This window comes from Pseudomonas capeferrum (assembly GCF_013523055.1).
Taxonomy (GTDB): Bacteria; Pseudomonadota; Gammaproteobacteria; order Pseudomonadales; family Pseudomonadaceae; genus Aquipseudomonas; species Aquipseudomonas capeferrum_A.
The window spans coordinates 97,421-115,354 of sequence record NZ_JAAMQM010000016.1 but is presented as its reverse complement, the minus strand read 5'-3'; the positions used below and the strand labels follow the sequence as shown (position 1 = coordinate 115,354).

The following is a 17,934-nucleotide window of genomic DNA, read 5'->3' as shown; positions in this document are numbered from 1 at the left end:
TATCATACCGGCAAACCTTTCCAGGCCATATCACGCAATCGATGGTCGATATAGCGTCGAGCTATAACGACCGATGGGCTCAGGCAATGCCAGGCGCGATCCTTTTCAAGACAGGCTCGCAGGCCCTCAGATACATGCACAGCCGCAGGCCGCTCCCGGAATTTTCGGCCCAGAGCGTGCCGCCTTGGCGCTGGATGGCACCACGGGCAATGCTCAGGCCCAGGCCGAACCCGCCATCCCCAGGACGCGAGCCATCCAGCCGGGTAAACGGCGCGAATATACGTTCAAGGTCCCGATCCGCGACGCCCGAGCCCTGATCTTCCAGCCAGATCTTCCAATACTCACCCTCGCGCTGCCCGCCGAGGCGGATCAGACCCTCGGCGGGAGAGTGTCGGATGGCATTGCGCAGAAGGTTCTCCAAGGCTTGCGCCAGGTGATCGAGATTGCCCTCGACCCAGCACGACGGCGGCAGGTCGCATCGCAGTCGTTCCGACGCCCAGCCGCTTTCGAAGCACGCGTCCTCGACAAGCATGTCCCACAAGGCCTGAAACTGTATGGCCTCAAGGTGCATGGGCGCCCGCTCGGTATCCTGCCAGGCCAATTGCAGCGCATTTTCCACCAGCTGTTGCATACCATCCACTTCACGACCGAGCCGCTCGCGCAGGCGCGTGATATCGAGCTCGCTGTCACAGGCGACCCGCAGGCGACTGAGCGGAGTGCGCATCTCGTGGGACAGGTCGCGCAACAGTTGCTGCTGCGCGGCAACGGTGCCTTGCAGGCGCTCGGCCATCTGATCGAAGGCTCGCGCCAGCTCACCCAGTTCGTCGCGCCGGTTGATGGTGCGACGATCGAGTCGCGCCGACAACTGATCGGCGCGCCAGGCATTGGCCTGCTCGCGCAGCTGATTCAACGGTACGATCAGCATGCGATAGAGACCGACACACAGCAGCAGCGTGAACAGCCCTGGAATGATCCCATTGGTGACGATGCGCCAGAACAGACGGTATTGGCCTGGGGCGAGCCGTTCCGGCAACTGCATGACCAACATGCCTTGCCCTGGATTGTCGGGGAATGGCAAACGTAGCCATGGTTGGTCGACAGAGCGGCGGCTCATGGGCCAGTCGACGCCGCGCAGACGGGTCAGGCGTTGCAGTTGCACGCTATCGAGCGCGTCGCTGCCCAGCGGTCGCAGTTCGCTATCGAGGACCCCGATCCACCCCTGCTCGCGTTGACGCATCTGCGCCAGCCAGCGATCGACGCCCGCATGGCCGCCGCCACGCCAGGCCTGCTCGGCCTGCGCGGCGTAACTGCGCAACAACTGTCTGGCCGGCTCGGACAGAAAGGCGTTCTGGTGCTCCATGTGTCGGCCCCAGGTGTAGCTCAGGCCGATCATCAGCAGACAGAAACCGACCAGCAGGATCGATAGCTTCCAGAACAGCGGATGCCGGTCGAGCACTTCAGCCTGCCTCGCTGGCGCTGAGTACATAGCCCTTGCCCCAGACCGTGCGCAACTGCTGCTCGTGGTAGCCGATGGCCTTGAGCTTGCGGCGGATCTGGCTGACATGCATGTCGAGGCTACGGTCATGCCGGGCGTAGCCGCGTTGCAGGACCTGTTGATAGAGGAAGGGCTTGGAAAGCACGTCGTCCTGGCTGCGATACAGGGTATCGAGCAGGCGGTATTCGCTAGGCGTCAGGCCGGCCCATTGATCGCCACGGCGGACATCGCTGGCCTGTTCATCGAAGCGCAGCTGGCCGGACGGTGCTGTCCGCGGCTCCTGATGTCGGCGTTCGAGAGCCACGCGGCGCAGGATGGCCTCGATGCGTACCTGGAGTTCAGCCATGCTGAAGGGCTTGGGCAGGTAGTCATCGGCACCGCGTTGGAAGCCGGAGATACGGTCGGCCTCGGCACCGAGCGCGGACATCAGGATGACCGGAGTAGCGCTGTGTTGGCGAAACTGGGACAAGGCGTCCAAACCGTTGAGGCCGGGAAGCAGGATATCCAGCAGTACCACATCGAACGGGCGTCGCCCTGCCTCCTCCAGACCCTCCAAACCGTTACGGCACCACGTTACCCGAAAGCCCTCGCGCTGCAGCTCTTGATGCAGATAGGCTCCCAGGATGGGGTCGTCCTCGATAGCGAGGATAGTGGCGGCTGGGACAGTGACGGGATTCATTGGCGGCTGCTAGCAATTCTCAGTTACATGATTATTGTGGAAATGGTAGTGATGGGCAACAGATTACGACGGACGCCACCGTCGCTGCCGTTGCTCTTGCTCTTGCTCTTGCTCTTGCTCTTGCTCTTGCTCTTGCTCTTGCTCTTGCTCTTGCTCTTGCTCTTGCTCTTGCTCTTGCTCTTGCTCTTGCTCTTGCTCTTGCTCTTGCTCTTGCTCTTGCTTTTGATCTTGATCTTGATCTACCGCCCCATTCCAGCAGGCCGAGTGGAGGTGTCATGGAGGGGGCCGGGCGCAGCCCCTCTGGCGAAGCCGGAGCGCCGTACGGAGGGCTTTAGCCCATAGTCGGCGGAGCCCCCGGAGTGGCGCCGGAGTGAGGGGACCCGTAGCGAAGCGGAGGGCCCATGGTGGGGCAGATTTTTTTGGTTACTTTTTTCATCGTTTGGAAAAAAGTGACCCGCCGTAAGGGCGGAAAGGTGAGCATGAGCCGCCATCGCCAATGGATATTCACTCCATATAAGTGCCTCAGCAACGGTGCATGGCAGCATGCAGGATCAGGATCAGGATCAGGATCAACGACAACGACAACGACAACGACAACGACAACGACAAGAAAAGGGCAAGACCAAGATTGGGGCTATAAAGGAGTGCATTACTTTTCAAGCCAGAGTACTTTCCCGCCTAACCCCCGTCTCCCGACGGCCTCACCCCAAACCTGACAGGAGCCCGATGTGTTCGATCGCTTGGGAATCCGAAGCCGCGTCGTTCTGCTAGCCCTCCTCCCCGCAGGCCTGATGGCCCTGGCCCTGGGCAGCTATTTCACCTGGCTCCAGCAAAACGACCTCCGCACCCAGCTCCTGCAACGCGGAAAAATGATCGCCGAGCACCTGGCGCCCTTGGCCGCCTCTTCCCTGGCTCGCCACTCCGAACCGCAACTCGAACGCATCGCCGCCCAAGCCCTGGAACAGGCCGACGTCCGCGCCGTCGCATTCCTCGCCCCAGATCGCACGCGTCTCGCCCATGCCGGCCCCAGCATGCTCAATCAGCCCCCAAGCGGCGGCAACGGCACGCAATTGCTGCAACGCACAGGCAACGATGCCACCCGCTACCTGATGCCGGTCTTCGGCCACCATCGCGACCTCGCCGCCGACGCCATCCCCGCCGAAACCGAACACCTGCTGGGCTGGGTGGAAATCGAACTGTCGCACGACGGTACCCTGCTGCGCGGCTACCGGAACCTGTTCACCAGCCTGTTGCTGATCTTCGCCTGCCTGACCCTCACCGCCCTGGTGGCCTTGCGCATGAGCCGGGCCATCAACGACCCGATCAACCGCATTCGACACGCCGTCACGCAGCTCAAGGACGGTCATCTGGAAGAACGCCTTCCGCCCATGGGCAGTCACGAGCTGGACGCTCTGGCCGCAGGCATAAACCGCATGGCCGAAAGCCTGTACAACGCTCATGAGGAACTGCAACACAGCATCGATCAGGCCACCGAGGATGTCCGCCAGAACCTCGAAACCATCGAGATCCAGAACATCGAACTGGACATGGCGCGCAAGGAAGCCCTGGAGGCCAGTCGGATCAAATCGGAATTCCTGGCCAACATGAGCCACGAGATCCGGACTCCGCTCAATGGCATCCTCGGCTTCACCCACTTGCTGCAAAGAAGCGAGCTGACGCCACGCCAGCTCGATTACCTGGGTACCATCGAGAAATCCGCCGACAACCTGCTGGGAATCATCAACGAGATCCTCGACTTCTCCAAGATCGAGGCCGGCAAACTGGTGCTCGACAACATCCCCTTCAATCTGCGCGACCTGATTCAGGACACCCTGACCATCCTTGCCCCCGCGGCCCACGCCAAGCAGTTGGAGCTGGTCAGCCTGGTGTACCGCGACACGCCGCTGTCGTTGATCGGCGACCCGCTACGGCTCAAGCAGATCCTTACCAACCTGGTGAGCAACGCGATCAAGTTCACCCGCGAGGGCACTATCGTGGCCCGTGCCATGCTCGAGGACGAGCGTGAAGAGAGCGTGCAATTGCGGATCAGCATTCAGGACACGGGCATCGGTCTTTCGCCGCAAGACGTGCGCACCCTGTTCCAGGCATTCAGCCAGGCCGACAATTCGCTGTCGCGCCAGCCTGGCGGCACCGGCCTCGGGCTGGTGATATCCAAGCGCCTGATCGAGCAGATGGGTGGCGAGATCGGTGTCGACAGCACGCCCGGCGAGGGCTCGCAGTTCTGGATCAGCCTCACCCTGCCAAAGGCCCGCGACGATGCCGAGGAGCTGCCACTGCAACCGTTGCTGGGCCGCCGAGTCGCCGTGGTCGACGATCATGAGCTGGCGCGCCAGGCACTCGAACACCTGCTCGAGGATTGCGGCTTGAGCGTGAGCCTGTTCCCTGGCTTCGACCAACTGCTACAGGGCGTGGAAGCGGCCAGCCTGGCGGACCAACCTTTCGACTTCGCGGTAATGGGTGTCAATCTCGGCAACCTGTCGCCAGAGCAGCTGGGCCACTACAACCAGCAACTCGAACGCCAGCGATGCCAGTGCGTGGTGCTCTGTCCGACAACCGAGCAGGCGCTGTACCACCCCTACCTGCCCAATGGGCATGGGCAATTGCTGTCCAAGCCGGCGTGCACGCGCAAGCTGCGTCGGCTGCTGCTCGAGCTGATCCAGCCGCGCCGGGCGAATGTCGAGCACCGCATCCCAGGTGGCCAGCGCGTGCCGAAGATCCTTTGCGTCGACGACAACCCGGCCAACCTGCTGCTGGTGCAGACCTTGCTCGAAGGCCTGGGTGGCGAGGTATTGGCAGTCGATAGCGGCTATGCGGCGGTACAGGCCGTGCAGGACGAACCCTTCGACCTGGTGCTGATGGACGTGCAGATGCCGGGCATGGACGGTCGCGCCTGCACCGAACAGATCCGTCAGTGGGAAAGCAGCCAGAGCGGGCCATCGCTGCCTATCGTCGCCCTCACCGCTCACGCCATGGCCAATGAGAAGCGCGCCTTGTTGCACAGCGGCATGGACGACTACCTGACCAAGCCCATCAGCGAACGCCAGTTGGCGCAGGTGGTGATGAAGTGGACCGGCTTGAACCTGAGCACGCCGCACCGGGAACGCCCCGCGCAGCGCCTGCCCGAGAGCAGCGAGCTGGAAGTCCTCGATCCGGAGGAAGGCCTGCGCCTGGCCGCCGGCAAGCCGGATTTGGCCGCGGACATGCTGGCCATGCTCCTGGCGTCCCTGGAAGAGGACCGCGAGGCCATTCGTGTCGGGCGCGAGACGGCCGACCGAAACGCCTTGATCGAACGTGTCCATCGCCTCAACGGTGCATCGCGCTACTGTGGGGTCCCCCAGTTGCGCGCAGCTTGTCAGCGCAGCGAGACCTTGCTCAAGCAGGAGCATCCGCAAGCCTCGCAGGCGCTGGATGAACTGGACCACGCCATCTGTCGCCTCGCCGCCCAGGCACGCATGAGCGTGTGAAACCTGGGAATGAGGGGCGAGGATGGCTCGCTAGATTTCGTGAGCAGGCCACGGGATGGGGCGATCTCGATTAGCGGCCGTGAATAAAAACTCGACAGGCCCTAGAATACGCCGCCTATCTGGAGGACCCATGGTCGAGCACGATTTCCGCTACACCCTATTCAACCCGCAACACACCTTGATCGAATGCCGCGCGCTGGTCCCTGGACGCTACCAGGTTACCGGCAATGGCGGCTCGATACAGAAGGACGATGTCCTGCTGGTCAGCCTCAAGGGCAGCAAGGGTTTGTCCATGCGCCTGACCGTGGAAAGTGTGCGCCATCTGATCAATCCACGCGGCCAGTGGGTTGCCGTGGCCAGCGGGCCGGTGTTCGGCGAGCTCGAGATTCGCAGCTGGCAGGTGAAATGCGATGGCTGCGGCGCCAGCCTCGATTTCGAGTTCGCCGTGGATGCCAAGTTAGGCAACAAGGCTCGCCAGCCTGCTGCCAGCGCCCGTATCGTCGAGCTCGGCTGGACCCTTCGAGGCGATCGCCACCTGTGCCCACGTTGCCAGGAGGCTGCTCAGTGAGGCACCTGCTGACTGCTGCGCTGGCCTGCACCGGCCTGCTCGGTTGCGCCGCCGAGCCCGTTCAGTTGCAGCAGGAGCGCAGCTATGTGCTGGAGTGGATAGGCGAACGCCCGTTGATCGATTACAGCCATCTGACCCTGACGCTCGCCGCCGATGGCCGGGCCTATGGCAATGCGGGTTGCAACCATTGGTTCGCGCCCTACTCTCTCGACGGCGAACGGTTGACCTTCGGCCAGGTCGGCAAGACCCGCAAGCTGTGCGCACCGGCCCTGATGGAGCAGGAACAGCGCTTTCTGGATGCTTTGCAGACGGTACAGCGCTGGGATGTCTCATCGATCGAGCAGGTGCGGTTCTGGCCGGTCGAGGGCAAGCCGCTGCGGTTCTGGCCTGAAGAGGGTTAGGTGACGTGCCTGTCATGGCACTTTCAGTGCTCTCGAGATCGAGCGCCGCCCGCGCGGCGCTTCGCGGGTAAATCGCATCGGCGAACCGCCGCTCCCACATTTGTTGCACCGTGCCATGGCCTATGAGATTGGGGTTGTCAGCCTTGGTGCATGGCTGAAGATTGCATCAAGGCTGTTGCTGACGCCTCGATATCTTTGTCGTACAAACAAGGCTAAGAACTCGGTCTATCAGGCCATGGTACGGTGCAACAAATGTGGGAGCGGCGGTTCGCCGATGCGATTTACCCGCGAAGCGCCGCGCAGGCGGTGCTCGATCTCAAGGGCGCCGCAAGGCCCAAGACATGCGCCTGGCCGCCATAACGCGCTCTAAAGCCTGCCCTGCCAGCTACGACACCCTCCCGAATCCTGTCCTGCAACCCCGAGACACCCTCACCCACCCCAAAAAACCTCAAGCCCCCTTGAGCGCCTTGATCTTCGCCTGCAACCCCTCGAGCGTCTGCTCGCCCATCAACTGCTCACGGACCTTGCCCTTGTCGTCGATGATGTAGGTCACCGGCAGCGCTTCGCTGCGTGGCAGGTCATAGCGCTCGGCCGGGTCCTCGGCCAGGACGGTGAAGTCAATGCCCAAGGTTTCGCTGGCCTGTTTCAGATCCTGGCCCTGCAAGCCATCGAAATTCACGCCGACCACTTTGATGCCCTGCGCCTGCCACTGCTTCGCTGCGGCGTTGAGCTCGGGAATTTCCGTGCGGCACGGGCCACACCACTCGGCCCAGTAGTTGAGTACCAGCCATTGCCCTTCGAGCTGTTCGGCCTTGACCGTGTTGCCATGCTGGTCCACGCCGTAATCCGCGCCGCAACCGCCGAGCAACAGGCTCGTGGTAATGGCCAGTGCTACTGCGAAACGCCTTGCCATGGGTCAATCCTTCTCTAAGTTTCAAGCAAAGGGAGCAGTCCCTGCGGTTAGAATAGCCGCCACACCCAGCTGGATGCGACCCGTCATGACTGATCTGATTCTCTATCATAACCCGCGCTGCTCGAAATCCCGTGGCGCCCTGGAGCTGCTCGAAGCCCGCGGCCTGGCGCCTACGGTCGTGCGCTATCTCGAGACGCCGCCGGACGCCGCCACCCTCGTCGCCGTGCTCGACAAGCTGGGCGTCGCTGCGCGTCAGCTCATGCGTACCGGAGAGGATGAATACAAGTCCCTCGGCCTGTCCGATCCGGCCTTGACCGATGCGCAGCTGATCGAGGCCATGGTCCAGCATCCGAAACTGATCGAACGGCCGATCCTGGTCGTCGGCGACAAGGCCGTGATCGGTCGACCACCGGAGAAGATACTGGAGATCCTGCCGTGAGCGCGCCTTACATCCTGGTGCTTTACTACAGCCGCCACGGCTCGACCAGCGAGATGGCCCGGCACATCGCCCGTGGCGTCGAGATGGCCGGCATGGAAGCGCGCCTGCGCACCGTCCCGGCGATCTCGACCGAGTGCGAAGCCGTGGCGCCGGACATCCCGGTCACTGGCGCGCTGTACGCCACGCTCGACGACCTGCGCCACTGCTCCGGCCTCGCCCTGGGCAGCCCGACCCGCTTCGGCAACATGGCGGCACCGCTGAAGTACTTCCTCGACGGTACCAGCAGCCTGTGGCTGGGTGGCGAACTGGTGGGCAAGCCGGGAGCGGTGTTTACCTCTACCGCGAGCCTGCATGGCGGTCAGGAGACCACTCTGCTGTCCATGCTCCTGCCCCTGATGCACCACGGCATGCTGGTCCTGGGCCTGCCTTACAGCGAATCGGCGCTGCTGGAGACCCGTGGTGGTGGCACTCCCTATGGCGCCAGTCATCACGCCGGCGCGGACGGCAAGCGCGACCTGGATGAGCATGAGATCGCGTTGTGCCGCGCCTTGGGCAAACGCCTGGCGGAGACCGCCAGGGCCTTGGCGGGCGACCGTGGCTAGCAGACCGAAAACGCTACCGACGCTTGCCTGGCTGGCGCCGCGCCTGCGCCTGGCGCGGGCCCTGAGCATGGCCAGCCTGCTGGGCCTGATCGCCCTGCTGGGCATTCACGACCTGTGGTTTGCCAACCTGCACGGCGCCCGCATCGAAGTGATCCTGGCCATCGAGCTGTTGCCGCTGCTGGTGCTGTTGCCGGGCATGTGGATGGGCAGCGCCCGGGCACATGCCTGGACCTGCTTCATGGTGAACCTCTACTTCATCAAAGGCGTGCTGGCAGCCTTCGATCCGGCGCGCATGCTGTTCGGCTGCCTGGAAGTCGCGATCAGCCTGGTGCTTTTCGTCAGCGCGCTGCTGTACGTGCGCTGGCGGTTCCAGCATGACCGGCGGGTGGCGGGGGAAGGGGCCTGATCCTGTAGGGCTGCCGCCATTCGCGGGCTTGTCCTGGTTTCGGCCAGTCAAGCCTCACAGCCTGCGTTCAAGGCCGCATGGCAGCCCATTGGCCCTGACTGACCGGCATCAGGGCTTGCCCGCGAACGAAGCGCCGCTGACTCAATGATTCACCGTATGCGCCAGCATCACCGACAGCTGGCACAACGGCCGACCGCTTTGCTCGTGCCACAGGTTGAATGCCTGCTGCACCTGCGCCAGGTCGCGCTGGCTGGTAGGACGCTTGTCGATGACCTCCTGGGCGATCAGCGCGGCGCTCATGTCATCGGTGGGAACGAAAGTGTCCTTGCCGATCATGCGCAGGAAACGCGGCGCGGAGAGACCGCCAAGCTGATTGCCATGCTTGACCAGGTATTTCCACAGGCCGACGATGTCGGTCACCGGCCAGTCGGCGATGAAAGCCGCGAAGCTGCCCTTTTCCTTCTGCAGGTCGAGCATCATCTGCGCGTTGCGCGGCACACTCTTGAGCTTGCCCAGATGGCGGATGATGCGCGTGTCCTGCATCAGCCGCTCCAGGTGCTCGGCGCCCATGAGCACGACCTTCTCGGGATCGAAGCCAAAGAACACTTGCTCGAAGGCGGGCCATTTGGCATCGACCAGGCTGTGCTTGAGCCCGGCTCGGAACACCCGCCGAGCCAGCATCGACAGGTAACGGTCTTCCGCGATGGCCCGCAACTGCGCGGCAGTCTTGGGCTGTGGCAGGGAAGCCTCGAGCGCCGCGGCGGAACCGAAGCGATTGAGGCAGTATTCGTGCAACCACTGGTAATCGCGCATAAGGTCAGAGGTTCAGCACGTCGAGGAAACGCGGCGTCGCGCTCTCGTCGATCGTCAGGCTGCCGAAGTCGAACAGGTTGCGGTCGGCGAGCTGCGACGGCACCACGTTCTGCAGGCCGCGGAAAATGCTTTCGGTACGCCCCGGATGCTTGCGCTCCCACTCCACCAGCATGTCCTTGACCACCTGGCGCTGCAGGTTCTCCTGGGAGCCGCACAGGTTGCACGGGATGATCGGAAATTCCTTGAGGTCGGAGTAGGCCTGGATGTCCTTCTCGCTGCAGTAGGCCAGCGGACGGATCACCACGTTGCGCCCATCGTCGGCGCGCAGCTTCGGTGGCATGGCCTTGAGAGTGCCGTTGAAGAACATGTTGAGGAAGAACGTCTCGACGATATCGTCGCGATGATGCCCAAGCGCCATCTTGGTCGCGCCGATCTCGTCGGCGAAAGTATACAGGGTGCCTCGGCGCAGACGCGAACACAGCGAGCAGGTGGTCTTGCCCTCGGGGATCAGCTCCTTGACTACCGAGTAGGTGTCCTTCTCGACGATGTGGTACTCGACGCCCAGGGTAGCCAGGTAGGCCGGCAGCACGTGCTCGGGGAAGCCGGGCTGCTTCTGGTCCATGTTCACCGCGACGATCTCGAACTTGATCGGCGCCACCTTCTGCAGGTGCAGCAGAACATCGAGCATGGTGTAGCTGTCCTTGCCGCCGGACAGGCAGACCATGACCTTGTCGCCATCCTCGATCATGTTGAAGTCGGTGATGGCTTCGCCGGCGAGGCGTCGCAGGCGTTTTTGCAGTTTGTTCTGGTTGACCGAGAGGGTGCCCATAGCGCTTGAATCCGCGAGGTGTGACAAAAGCCGACTATTTTACGCACAAACCGCGCGCTGGCGTAGGCCCCTTCCGATAAGACGGCAAGGGAATCAGCAACAGCCCGGAGAGCGCGATTTGCTCTAAAAAGCCGACTGTGCGCCGAATGGCGCTTCCTATACTCCGTCATAAGGCCACTTCGCCGCTTGATCGGTCGTTGGCCTCCCCCCTCGGGTCTCCCGCGTCTTAAACGGGTGCGGGCAACGACGATAGGAGTGACTGGCATGATCCACCACGTTCTGGGGTTGTTCACCCATCCCGACCAGGAATGGAAGGAAATCCGGGGAGAGGATGAAAGCATCGGCCACATGTACCTGACCCACACCCTGATCCTTGCGGCAGTACCGGCGATATCGGCCTTCATCGGCACGACCCAGGTCGGTTGGGTGATCGGCGACCGACCCGCCGTGATGTTGACCACTGAAAGCGCCCTTTGGATGAGCATCATGTCTTACCTGGCGATGCTCGGCGGCGTGGCCGTCATGGGCGCTTTCATCCATTGGATGGCGCGCACCTATGACGCCACGCCCAGCATGGCCCAGTGCATCGCCTTCGCCACCTATACCGCCACCCCACTATTCATCGGTGGTCTTGCGGCTCTCTATCCGCACCTCTGGCTAGGCATGGTGGTGGGTACCGCCGCCATCTGCTACACGGTGTACCTGTTGTATGTCGGGTTGCCGACCTTCATGAACATTCCCTCGGATGAAGGCTTCCTGTTCTCCAGTTCGGTGCTGGCGGTCGGTCTGGTGGTCCTGGTGGCGATCATGGCCGCCACCGTGATCATCTGGGGTCTGGGCGTCGGACCTGTCTATACCAACTGACGCCCGGTACCGAAGGATGCTTGGCCAGGGGCGATACGCCTCGGCCCCTGGCGACGCGCCGATCGGAGGCTCCGCAGGGCTCGCGCGCTTGCGGCATAATGTTGGCGAGGAGACCCTATCGCCATGCCCGAGCTGCTCAGACACCGAGTCGAAACCTGTTACCAACAAGCCGAAGCCTTCTTCAAGCGTCCCTTTCCCCGTGCCGAAGTGAGTTTCAAGCTGCGCGGGCAGAAAGCGGGCGTTGCCCATCTGCACGAGAATCTGCTGCGCTTCAACCTGCAGCTGTATCGGGAAAACAGCGAAGATTTCCTGCGCCAGACCGTGGCTCACGAAGTTGCCCACCTGGTGGCCCATCAGGTGTTCGGCGATCGTATCCAGCCTCATGGCCAGGAATGGCAAGCGATCATGCGTGGCGTCTATGAACTGCCCGCGCAGCGCTGCCACAACTACGCGGTCAAGCGGCGCAGCACGCAACGCTACATCTACCGCTGCCCTTGCCCGGACAGCGATTTCCCCTTCACCGCGCAGCGGCACACGCTGGTCCGTCAGGGCAGGCGCTACCTGTGCCGGCGCTGCCGGGCCACCCTGGTGTTCAGTGGTGAAATCCGGGTCGAGTGACCATCACCCGACCCAGGATCGCGCTCAGGTTTTCTTGACCCTGAACCAGGCGGCGTACAGGGCCGGCAGGAACAGCAACGTCAGCGCGGTGGCTACCGTCAGCCCACCCATGATCGCCACGGCCATCGGGCCATAGAACACGCTGCGCGAAAGCGGGATCATCGCCAGCACCGCCGCGAGCGCGGTCAGCACGATCGGCCGGAAGCGGCGAACGGTAGCCTCGATGATGGCCTGCCAGGGATCGAGACCCGCGCTGATATCCTGCTCGATCTGGTCCACCAGGATCACCGAATTGCGCATGATCATCCCCGCCAAGGCAATGGTACCGAGCATGGCGACGAAGCCGAACGGCTGACGGAACACCAGCAGGAACAGCGTCACGCCGATCAGCCCCAGCGGCGCGGTCAGGAACACCATCACCGTGCGCGAGAAACTGCGCAATTGCAGCATCAGCAGGCTCAGGACCACGACGATGAACAGCGGCATGCCGGCGTTCACCGACCTCTGTCCCCGCCCCGAATCCTCCACGGTACCGCCGACTTCCAGCAGGTAGCCATCCGGCAACTTCGCTTCCACGGCGGCCAGGGTCGGGTAGATCTGATGGGTCAGGGTTGCCGGCTGCTCCTTGCCGTAGATATCGGCGCGTACCGTCACGGTAGGCAGGCGGTTGCGGTGCCAGATGATGCCTTCCTCGAAACCGTATTCCAGGGTCGCCACTTGCGACAGCGCCACGCTTTGACCGTTGTCGGTAGGCACGGCGAGACTGCCCAGACTGCTCAGTTCGGTGCGCTCACGTGAAGTACCGCGCAGAAGGATCTCGATCAGCTCGTTGTCTTCACGGTACTGGCTGACGGTCGAACCGGTCAGCGAGCTTTGCAGGACACTGGCCAGGCGCGCGGTGCTCACGCCCAAGGCACGGGCGCGATCCTGGTCGATATTGAGGAAGATCGTCTTGCTTGGCTCTTCCCAGTCCAGGTGCACATTGGTGACACGCGGGTTCTCGCGCACCTTGGCGGCGACTTCCCGCGCCAAGGCGCGGACCTGTTCGATGTGCTCGCCGGTCACGCGAAACTGCACCGGGTAGCCTACCGGCGGTCCGTTTTCCAGGCGGGTAACGCGTCCACGCAGCTCAGGGAACTGCTCGTCGAGCGTATCGATCAGCCAGGTCCGCAATGCTTCCCGGTCCTCGATGGAACTGGCCAGCACCACGAACTGGGCAAAGCTGGTCGCCGGAAGCTGTTGGTCCAGCGGCAGGTAATAACGTGGCGACCCAGTGCCGATATAGGCCACGTAGTTGTCGATACCTGGCCGTTCCTTGAGCAGTGTCTCCAATCGCTTGACCTGCTCGGTGGTGTTGCTCAGGGAGGCGCCCTCGGCCAGCTTGAGGTCGACCATCAGTTCGGGGCGCGCCGAGGCCGGGAAGAACTGTTGAGGCACGAACCGGAACAGCAGGATGCTGCCGACAAAAGCGGCCAGGGTCAGCACGATCACGGTCTTGCGGCGCTGGACACACCACCCCACCACGCGCCGCACGCGCTGATAGAAGGGCGTGCCGTAGGGATCGCTCTCCTGTCCACCGCTGCCATGGCGAGCGGCATGGCGCTTGGCCAGGTCCGGCAGCAGACGATCGCCCAGGTAAGGGACGAAGACCACCGCGGCCACCCAGGAAGTCAGTAGCGCAATGGTCACGACCTGGAAGATCGAGCGGGTATATTCGCCTGTGCTCGACGCGGCAGTGGCGATCGGCAGGAAGCCCGCCGCCGTGATCAGCGTGCCGGTGAGCATCGGGAAGGCCGTGCTGGACCAGGCATAACTCGCCGCCTTGAGACGATCGAAACCCTGCTCCATCTTGATCGCCATCATCTCCACCGCAATGATCGCGTCATCCACCAGCAAGCCCAGGGCCAGCACCAGCGCGCCCAGGGAGATCTTGTGCAGGCCGATGCCCAGGTAATGCATGATGGCAAAGGTCATGGCCAGTACCAGCGGGATGGTCAGGGCGACCACCAGGCCGGTACGCATGCCCAGCGAGAAGAAGCTCACCAGCAGCACGATGGCCAACGCCTCGACCAGCACCTGGACGAATTCGCCGACGCCGTTCTTCACCGCCGCCGGCTGGTCCGATACCTTGCGCAGCTCCATGCCCGCCGGCAGGCTGTGGGCCAGGCGGGCGAACTCGTTCTCCAGGGACTTGCCCAGTGCCAGGATGTCGCCGCCGTCCTTCATCGATACCGCCAGGCCAATGGCGTCCTCGCCCATGAAGCGCATGCGTGGCGCCGGCGGATCGTTGAAACCGCGATGGACTTCGGCGATATCGCCGATGCGCAAGGTGCGGTCGCCCACCTGGATCGGGAATTCCCGGATCTGCTCGACACTGTCGAAGCGTCCGCTGACCCGCAGTTGCAATCGCTCGCGCGGAGTCTCGAAGAAACCCGCCGTGCTCACCGCGTTCTGCGCCTCCAGTGCCTGCTGCACCGTCGCCAGGGGAATGCCTAGGGTGGCCAGCTTGACATTGGATAGCTCGATCCAGATTTTCTCGTCCTGCAGACCGACCAGTTCGACCTTGCCGACATCCTTGACCCGTTGCAGCTGGACCTGGACACGATCGGCATAATCCTTGAGCACCGCGTAATCGAAACCCGCGCCGGTCAACGCATAGATGTTGCCGAAGGTGGTGCCGAACTCATCATTGAAGAACGGCCCCTGGATACCGGGCGGCAGGGTGTGATGGATGTCCGCGATCTTCTTGCGGATCTGGTACCAGAGTTCGGGGATGTGATCGGAACGCAGCGAGTCGCGGGCCATGAAGGTGACCATGGACTCGCCTGGACGAGAGAAGGAGACGATCTTTTCGTACTCGCCGGTCTCCATCAGCTTTTTCTCGATACGCTCGGTGACCTGGCGCGACACTTCTTCGGCACTGGCGCCCGGCCACAGGGTACGAATCACCATGGCCTTGAAGGTGAAGGGCGGGTCTTCGCTCTGGCCCAGCTTGGTATAGGACACGGCCCCGATCATCGCGATCAGAACCATCAGGAACAGGACGATCTGGCGATTGCGCAACGCCCATGCGGAAAGGTTGAAACCCATCGAGACCTACTCCTTGGCCGCCTGGCTTACCGTACGGTTGGTGCGATCGACGGGGCGCACCTGCTGGCCTTCCTGCAACACGTGGCCGCCGGCGGCAACCACCCAGTCGCCGGCCTGCAGGCCTTCGAGGACCGGGACGCTGTCTGTGCCATAAGGACCCAGGCGCACGGGCGCGCGCTCCAGGCGATTGTCCTTGCCGATGCGCCAGACGTAGGCATGGCCCTTCTCGGCGGTGACGGCCGACAAGGGGACGGACAGGGTCATGCGCCCGGCTTGAGCCATGGAGACCCGGGCGCTCTGTCCCAGTTCGGCGGGTGTTGTGTTCGACGCGAAGGCGATGCGCGCGGCGAAGGTGCGCGAGCGCGGGTCGGCGGCCGGCGACAGCTCGCGGATACGCCCTTCGAAGCGCTGCCCCGGATGCGACCAGAGTTCGATGCTCACGGGCTGCCCCACCGCGAATCTGGAGAATTGCTGTTCGGGCACGCCGATGGCCACCTCGCGCTCGCCATCGGTCGCCAGGGTGAATACCGTCTGCCCGGCCGCGACGACCTGACCCACTTCGACCTGGCGCCTGGCAATAACCCCATCCTGAGAGGCTCGAAGCACTGCGTATTCGGCCTGGTTGCCGGCCACGTCGAACTCGGCCTTGGCCTGCTTCAAGCGAGCCAGCCCTGCGCGGTACAGGTTCTCGGCGCTGTCGTACTGGGAATGGCTGACCATCTGCCGATCGAGCAGTTTTCGATAACGGTCACGCTCGGCCCGCACCAGGCTCAGGTTGGCTTCGGCACCGGCAAGTTGCGCCCGATTGGCTTCCAGTTGCAGGCGCACGTCCTGCGGATCGAGTTCGGCAAGGGGCTGGTTGGCTTTTACCCGTTGCCCTTCCTCGACCAGGCGCTTGCTGACCTTGCCGCCGATGCGGAAGGCAAGCTGCGGTTCGAAGCGCGCCCGCACCTCGCCGGGGTAAGTGTCAGCCGTCGTGCTGGCGGGCTGGGGCTGCACCACCAGGGCCGGACGTGGAGCCGAAACCGGCGTGGCTTGCTCGCCGCAACCGCTGAGCAAAAGCGCGGCCGCCACGGGCCGGGCGAGGGACAAGGCATGACGCAACATGATGGATGACCTTTCGCGAGGGGCGCATCGAATATTTATACTGGCGGGTATATTAAGTCAGGGAACCGAGGTGGGGAAGCGGGCGTCGGAGAGAAAATGCGCATCGACCATCGGGCGTTTCATGCAGCCCGAGGTAGTGCAACCCGGTACCATGAGTGTCTTTTCATGCAGATGTCCGCCCCGATGCCCAATGACGCACCTCCAGGCCCCGGCCGCCCGAAGGACATGGCCAAGCGCGATGCCATCCTCCAGGCCGCCAAGGCGCTGTTCCTCAGCCTAGGCTATGCCAACACCAGCATGGATGCGGTCGCTTCGGCGGCAGGTGTTTCAAAGTTGACGGTCTACAGCCATTTCAACGACAAGCAGAACCTGTTCAGCTCGGCGATCATGGCGACCTGCCAGGGCCAATTGCCCGACCTGATCTTCGAGATGCCCGACGATGTTCCGCTCGAACAGGTGCTGCTGAACATCGCCCGCAGCTTCCAGGCGCTGATCAGCAGTGACGAGTCGGTGAAACTCAGCCGGCTGATCATGGCCCTGGGCAGCCAGGACCCAGGCTTCGGCCAGTACTTCTACGAAGCAGGTCCCAAGCGGGTGCTGGCGGACATGGAAAGCTTGCTGCGCAACGTCCAGCAACGTGGTCTGCTGCGCATCGACAATCCGCTACGCGCGGCCGAGCATTTCTTCTGCCTGGTCAAGGGCGCTCCGGACTACCGCCTGCTGCTCGGTTGCGCCCCGCCGCTGCAGGGCGAGCCCGCCGAGGACCATGTCCGCGAGGTGGTGGGCCTGTTCCTGCGAGCCTATGCGTAGCGGCCTCAGGAGGGCTTGAGCGCCTTCTTGGGATAGATATCGTAGCGGCTCGACTTGCCTTCCAGGCTATGGCTGGGCTTGGGGCCATCGATGATCGGTGCCTTGCGCGGGCGCTTGACCACCACACGGTGAGTCGCCAGCGCGAGGGCGGCTTCGAGCAGCGCGGGCGCGTCCATGTCGTCGCCGACCAAGGGGCGGAACACGCGCATCTCTTTCTTGACCAGCGCGCTCTTGTCGCGATGCGGGAACATCGGGTCCAGGTAGATGACCTGCGGCGGGTCGCCTTGCCAGGCGCGCATATGTTCGATGGCATTGCCGTTGAGCAGGCGCATGCGCTCGACGATCGGCGCCACTTCAGCGTCGGCGCGGGCCCGCGCCAGGCCGTCCTCGAGCAAGGCCGCGATCAAGGGCTGGCGTTCGATCAAGGTCATCCGGCAGCCCAGGCTGGCCAGGACGAAGGCGTCCTTGCCCAGCCCTGCAGTCGCATCCAGCACCTGCGGCCGTATGCCTTGGGCGATCCCCACGGCCTTGGCGATCATCTGCCCGCTGCCACCGCCGAACAGCCGCCGGTGGGCCGCCTGGCCTTCGACGAAATCCACCCGTACCGGGCCCGGCGCCTGCGGCCCCAACTGCTGGATCTGCAGGCCGTCGGCGCCGACCTGCACGGCAAACGCCGCTTCGCTGTCATCTTCCGGCAACCCCAGGCGCCGGGCCCACTCGCCGGCCCGAGCCTGGAACTCGGGCGCCAATGCCTCGACCCTCAGACGCCCATCCTGTTCCAGGTGCTGCTCTTGCTCCGCCATCTGTTCCCGCGC

Annotated in this window: 18 protein-coding genes; 9 read left to right on the top strand and 9 right to left on the bottom strand. The window is 63.4% G+C overall.

What is annotated here, in order from left to right; genetic code table 11:
- Positions 1–79: 79 nt before the first annotated feature.
- The 3 genes from G7009_RS18765 to G7009_RS18755 form a co-directional block, all read right to left on the bottom strand.
- Positions 80–1,456, bottom strand: a complete 1,377-nt coding sequence (locus G7009_RS18765) for a sensor histidine kinase (RefSeq protein WP_181131546.1) — start codon at positions 1,454–1,456, stop codon at positions 80–82.
- Position 1,457: 1 nt separating this feature from the next.
- Positions 1,458–2,174: a response regulator transcription factor gene (locus tag G7009_RS18760; RefSeq protein ID WP_181131544.1), complete on the bottom strand. Its 717-nt coding sequence runs from the start codon at positions 2,172–2,174 to the stop codon at positions 1,458–1,460.
- 522 nt (positions 2,175–2,696) lie between these two features.
- A complete protein-coding gene (locus tag G7009_RS18755; RefSeq protein WP_181131542.1) occupies positions 2,697–2,834 on the bottom strand; it encodes a hypothetical protein in 138 nt (45 codons plus the stop codon).
- Between the two features lie 68 nt (positions 2,835–2,902).
- Here G7009_RS18755 and G7009_RS18750 point away from each other — a divergent pair, with 68 nt between their 5' ends.
- The 3 genes from G7009_RS18750 to G7009_RS18740 all read left to right on the top strand — a co-directional run bounded on the left by G7009_RS18750 (position 2,903) and on the right by G7009_RS18740 (position 6,628).
- The gene (locus G7009_RS18750; RefSeq protein WP_181131540.1) at positions 2,903–5,659 is read left to right on the top strand and encodes a response regulator; all 2,757 of its coding nucleotides are present in this window, start codon (positions 2,903–2,905) and stop codon (positions 5,657–5,659) included.
- 130 nt (positions 5,660–5,789) lie between these two features.
- A complete protein-coding gene (locus G7009_RS27820; protein WP_181131538.1) occupies positions 5,790–6,227 on the top strand; it encodes a hypothetical protein in 438 nt (145 codons plus the stop codon).
- A complete protein-coding gene (locus G7009_RS18740) occupies positions 6,224–6,628 on the top strand; it encodes an META domain-containing protein (RefSeq protein WP_181131537.1) in 405 nt (134 codons plus the stop codon). Before G7009_RS27820 ends, G7009_RS18740 begins: the two co-directional genes overlap by 4 nt.
- Positions 6,629–7,076: 448 nt before the next feature.
- Here G7009_RS18740 and G7009_RS18735 read toward each other — a convergent pair whose 3' ends face one another.
- Positions 7,077–7,541 (bottom strand): TlpA disulfide reductase family protein, encoded by a 465-nt coding sequence (locus tag G7009_RS18735; RefSeq protein ID WP_181131536.1) that lies wholly within the window; start codon positions 7,539–7,541, stop codon positions 7,077–7,079.
- Between the two features lie 85 nt (positions 7,542–7,626).
- On the opposite strand from G7009_RS18735, the gene arsC reads away from it, so the two are divergent.
- From arsC to G7009_RS18720, 3 genes are read left to right on the top strand one after another with little or no spacing between them, the layout of a single operon-like run.
- Complete coding sequence (arsC, locus tag G7009_RS18730) at positions 7,627–7,980, top strand: arsenate reductase (glutaredoxin) (protein ID WP_181131535.1); 354 nt, start codon at positions 7,627–7,629, stop codon at positions 7,978–7,980.
- The gene (wrbA, locus tag G7009_RS18725; RefSeq protein WP_181131534.1) at positions 7,977–8,582 is read left to right on the top strand and encodes an NAD(P)H:quinone oxidoreductase; all 606 of its coding nucleotides are present in this window, start codon (positions 7,977–7,979) and stop codon (positions 8,580–8,582) included. The genes arsC and wrbA overlap by 4 nt, the downstream gene beginning before the upstream one ends.
- Positions 8,575–8,988, top strand: coding sequence for a DUF2069 domain-containing protein (locus G7009_RS18720; protein ID WP_181131533.1), 414 nt, complete (start codon positions 8,575–8,577; stop codon positions 8,986–8,988). The genes wrbA and G7009_RS18720 overlap by 8 nt, the downstream gene beginning before the upstream one ends.
- A gap of 141 nt (positions 8,989–9,129) precedes the next feature.
- Here G7009_RS18720 and G7009_RS18715 read toward each other — a convergent pair whose 3' ends face one another.
- Positions 9,130–9,801: a DNA-3-methyladenine glycosylase I gene (locus G7009_RS18715; protein WP_181131532.1), complete on the bottom strand. Its 672-nt coding sequence runs from the start codon at positions 9,799–9,801 to the stop codon at positions 9,130–9,132.
- Between the two features lie 4 nt (positions 9,802–9,805).
- Complete coding sequence (gene ttcA / locus G7009_RS18710) at positions 9,806–10,630, bottom strand: tRNA 2-thiocytidine(32) synthetase TtcA (protein ID WP_181131530.1); 825 nt, start codon at positions 10,628–10,630, stop codon at positions 9,806–9,808.
- Positions 10,631–10,894: 264 nt separating this feature from the next.
- Between ttcA and G7009_RS18705 the strand changes: the two genes are divergently transcribed.
- Both G7009_RS18705 and G7009_RS18700 read left to right on the top strand, forming a co-directional pair.
- Positions 10,895–11,494 (top strand): Yip1 family protein, encoded by a 600-nt coding sequence (locus G7009_RS18705; RefSeq protein ID WP_181131528.1) that lies wholly within the window; start codon positions 10,895–10,897, stop codon positions 11,492–11,494.
- Between the two features lie 123 nt (positions 11,495–11,617).
- On the top strand, positions 11,618–12,112 hold the full coding sequence (locus G7009_RS18700) for a SprT family zinc-dependent metalloprotease (RefSeq protein WP_181131527.1): 495 nt from the start codon (positions 11,618–11,620) through the stop codon (positions 12,110–12,112).
- Positions 12,113–12,136: 24 nt separating this feature from the next.
- Here G7009_RS18700 and G7009_RS18695 read toward each other — a convergent pair whose 3' ends face one another.
- Together G7009_RS18695 and G7009_RS18690 are read right to left on the bottom strand one after the other, a co-directional pair.
- Positions 12,137–15,202 (bottom strand): efflux RND transporter permease subunit, encoded by a 3,066-nt coding sequence (locus G7009_RS18695; RefSeq protein ID WP_181131525.1) that lies wholly within the window; start codon positions 15,200–15,202, stop codon positions 12,137–12,139.
- A gap of 6 nt (positions 15,203–15,208) precedes the next feature.
- On the bottom strand, positions 15,209–16,309 hold the full coding sequence (locus G7009_RS18690) for an efflux RND transporter periplasmic adaptor subunit (RefSeq protein ID WP_181131523.1): 1,101 nt from the start codon (positions 16,307–16,309) through the stop codon (positions 15,209–15,211).
- A gap of 171 nt (positions 16,310–16,480) precedes the next feature.
- Between G7009_RS18690 and G7009_RS18685 the strand changes: the two genes are divergently transcribed.
- Positions 16,481–17,119 (top strand): TetR/AcrR family transcriptional regulator, encoded by a 639-nt coding sequence (locus G7009_RS18685; RefSeq protein ID WP_181131636.1) that lies wholly within the window; start codon positions 16,481–16,483, stop codon positions 17,117–17,119.
- Between the two features lie 5 nt (positions 17,120–17,124).
- Here the strand turns inward: G7009_RS18685 and G7009_RS18680 are convergent, their stop codons facing one another.
- A complete protein-coding gene (locus G7009_RS18680; RefSeq protein WP_181131521.1) occupies positions 17,125–17,922 on the bottom strand; it encodes a class I SAM-dependent methyltransferase in 798 nt (265 codons plus the stop codon).
- Positions 17,923–17,934 lie beyond the last annotated feature (12 nt).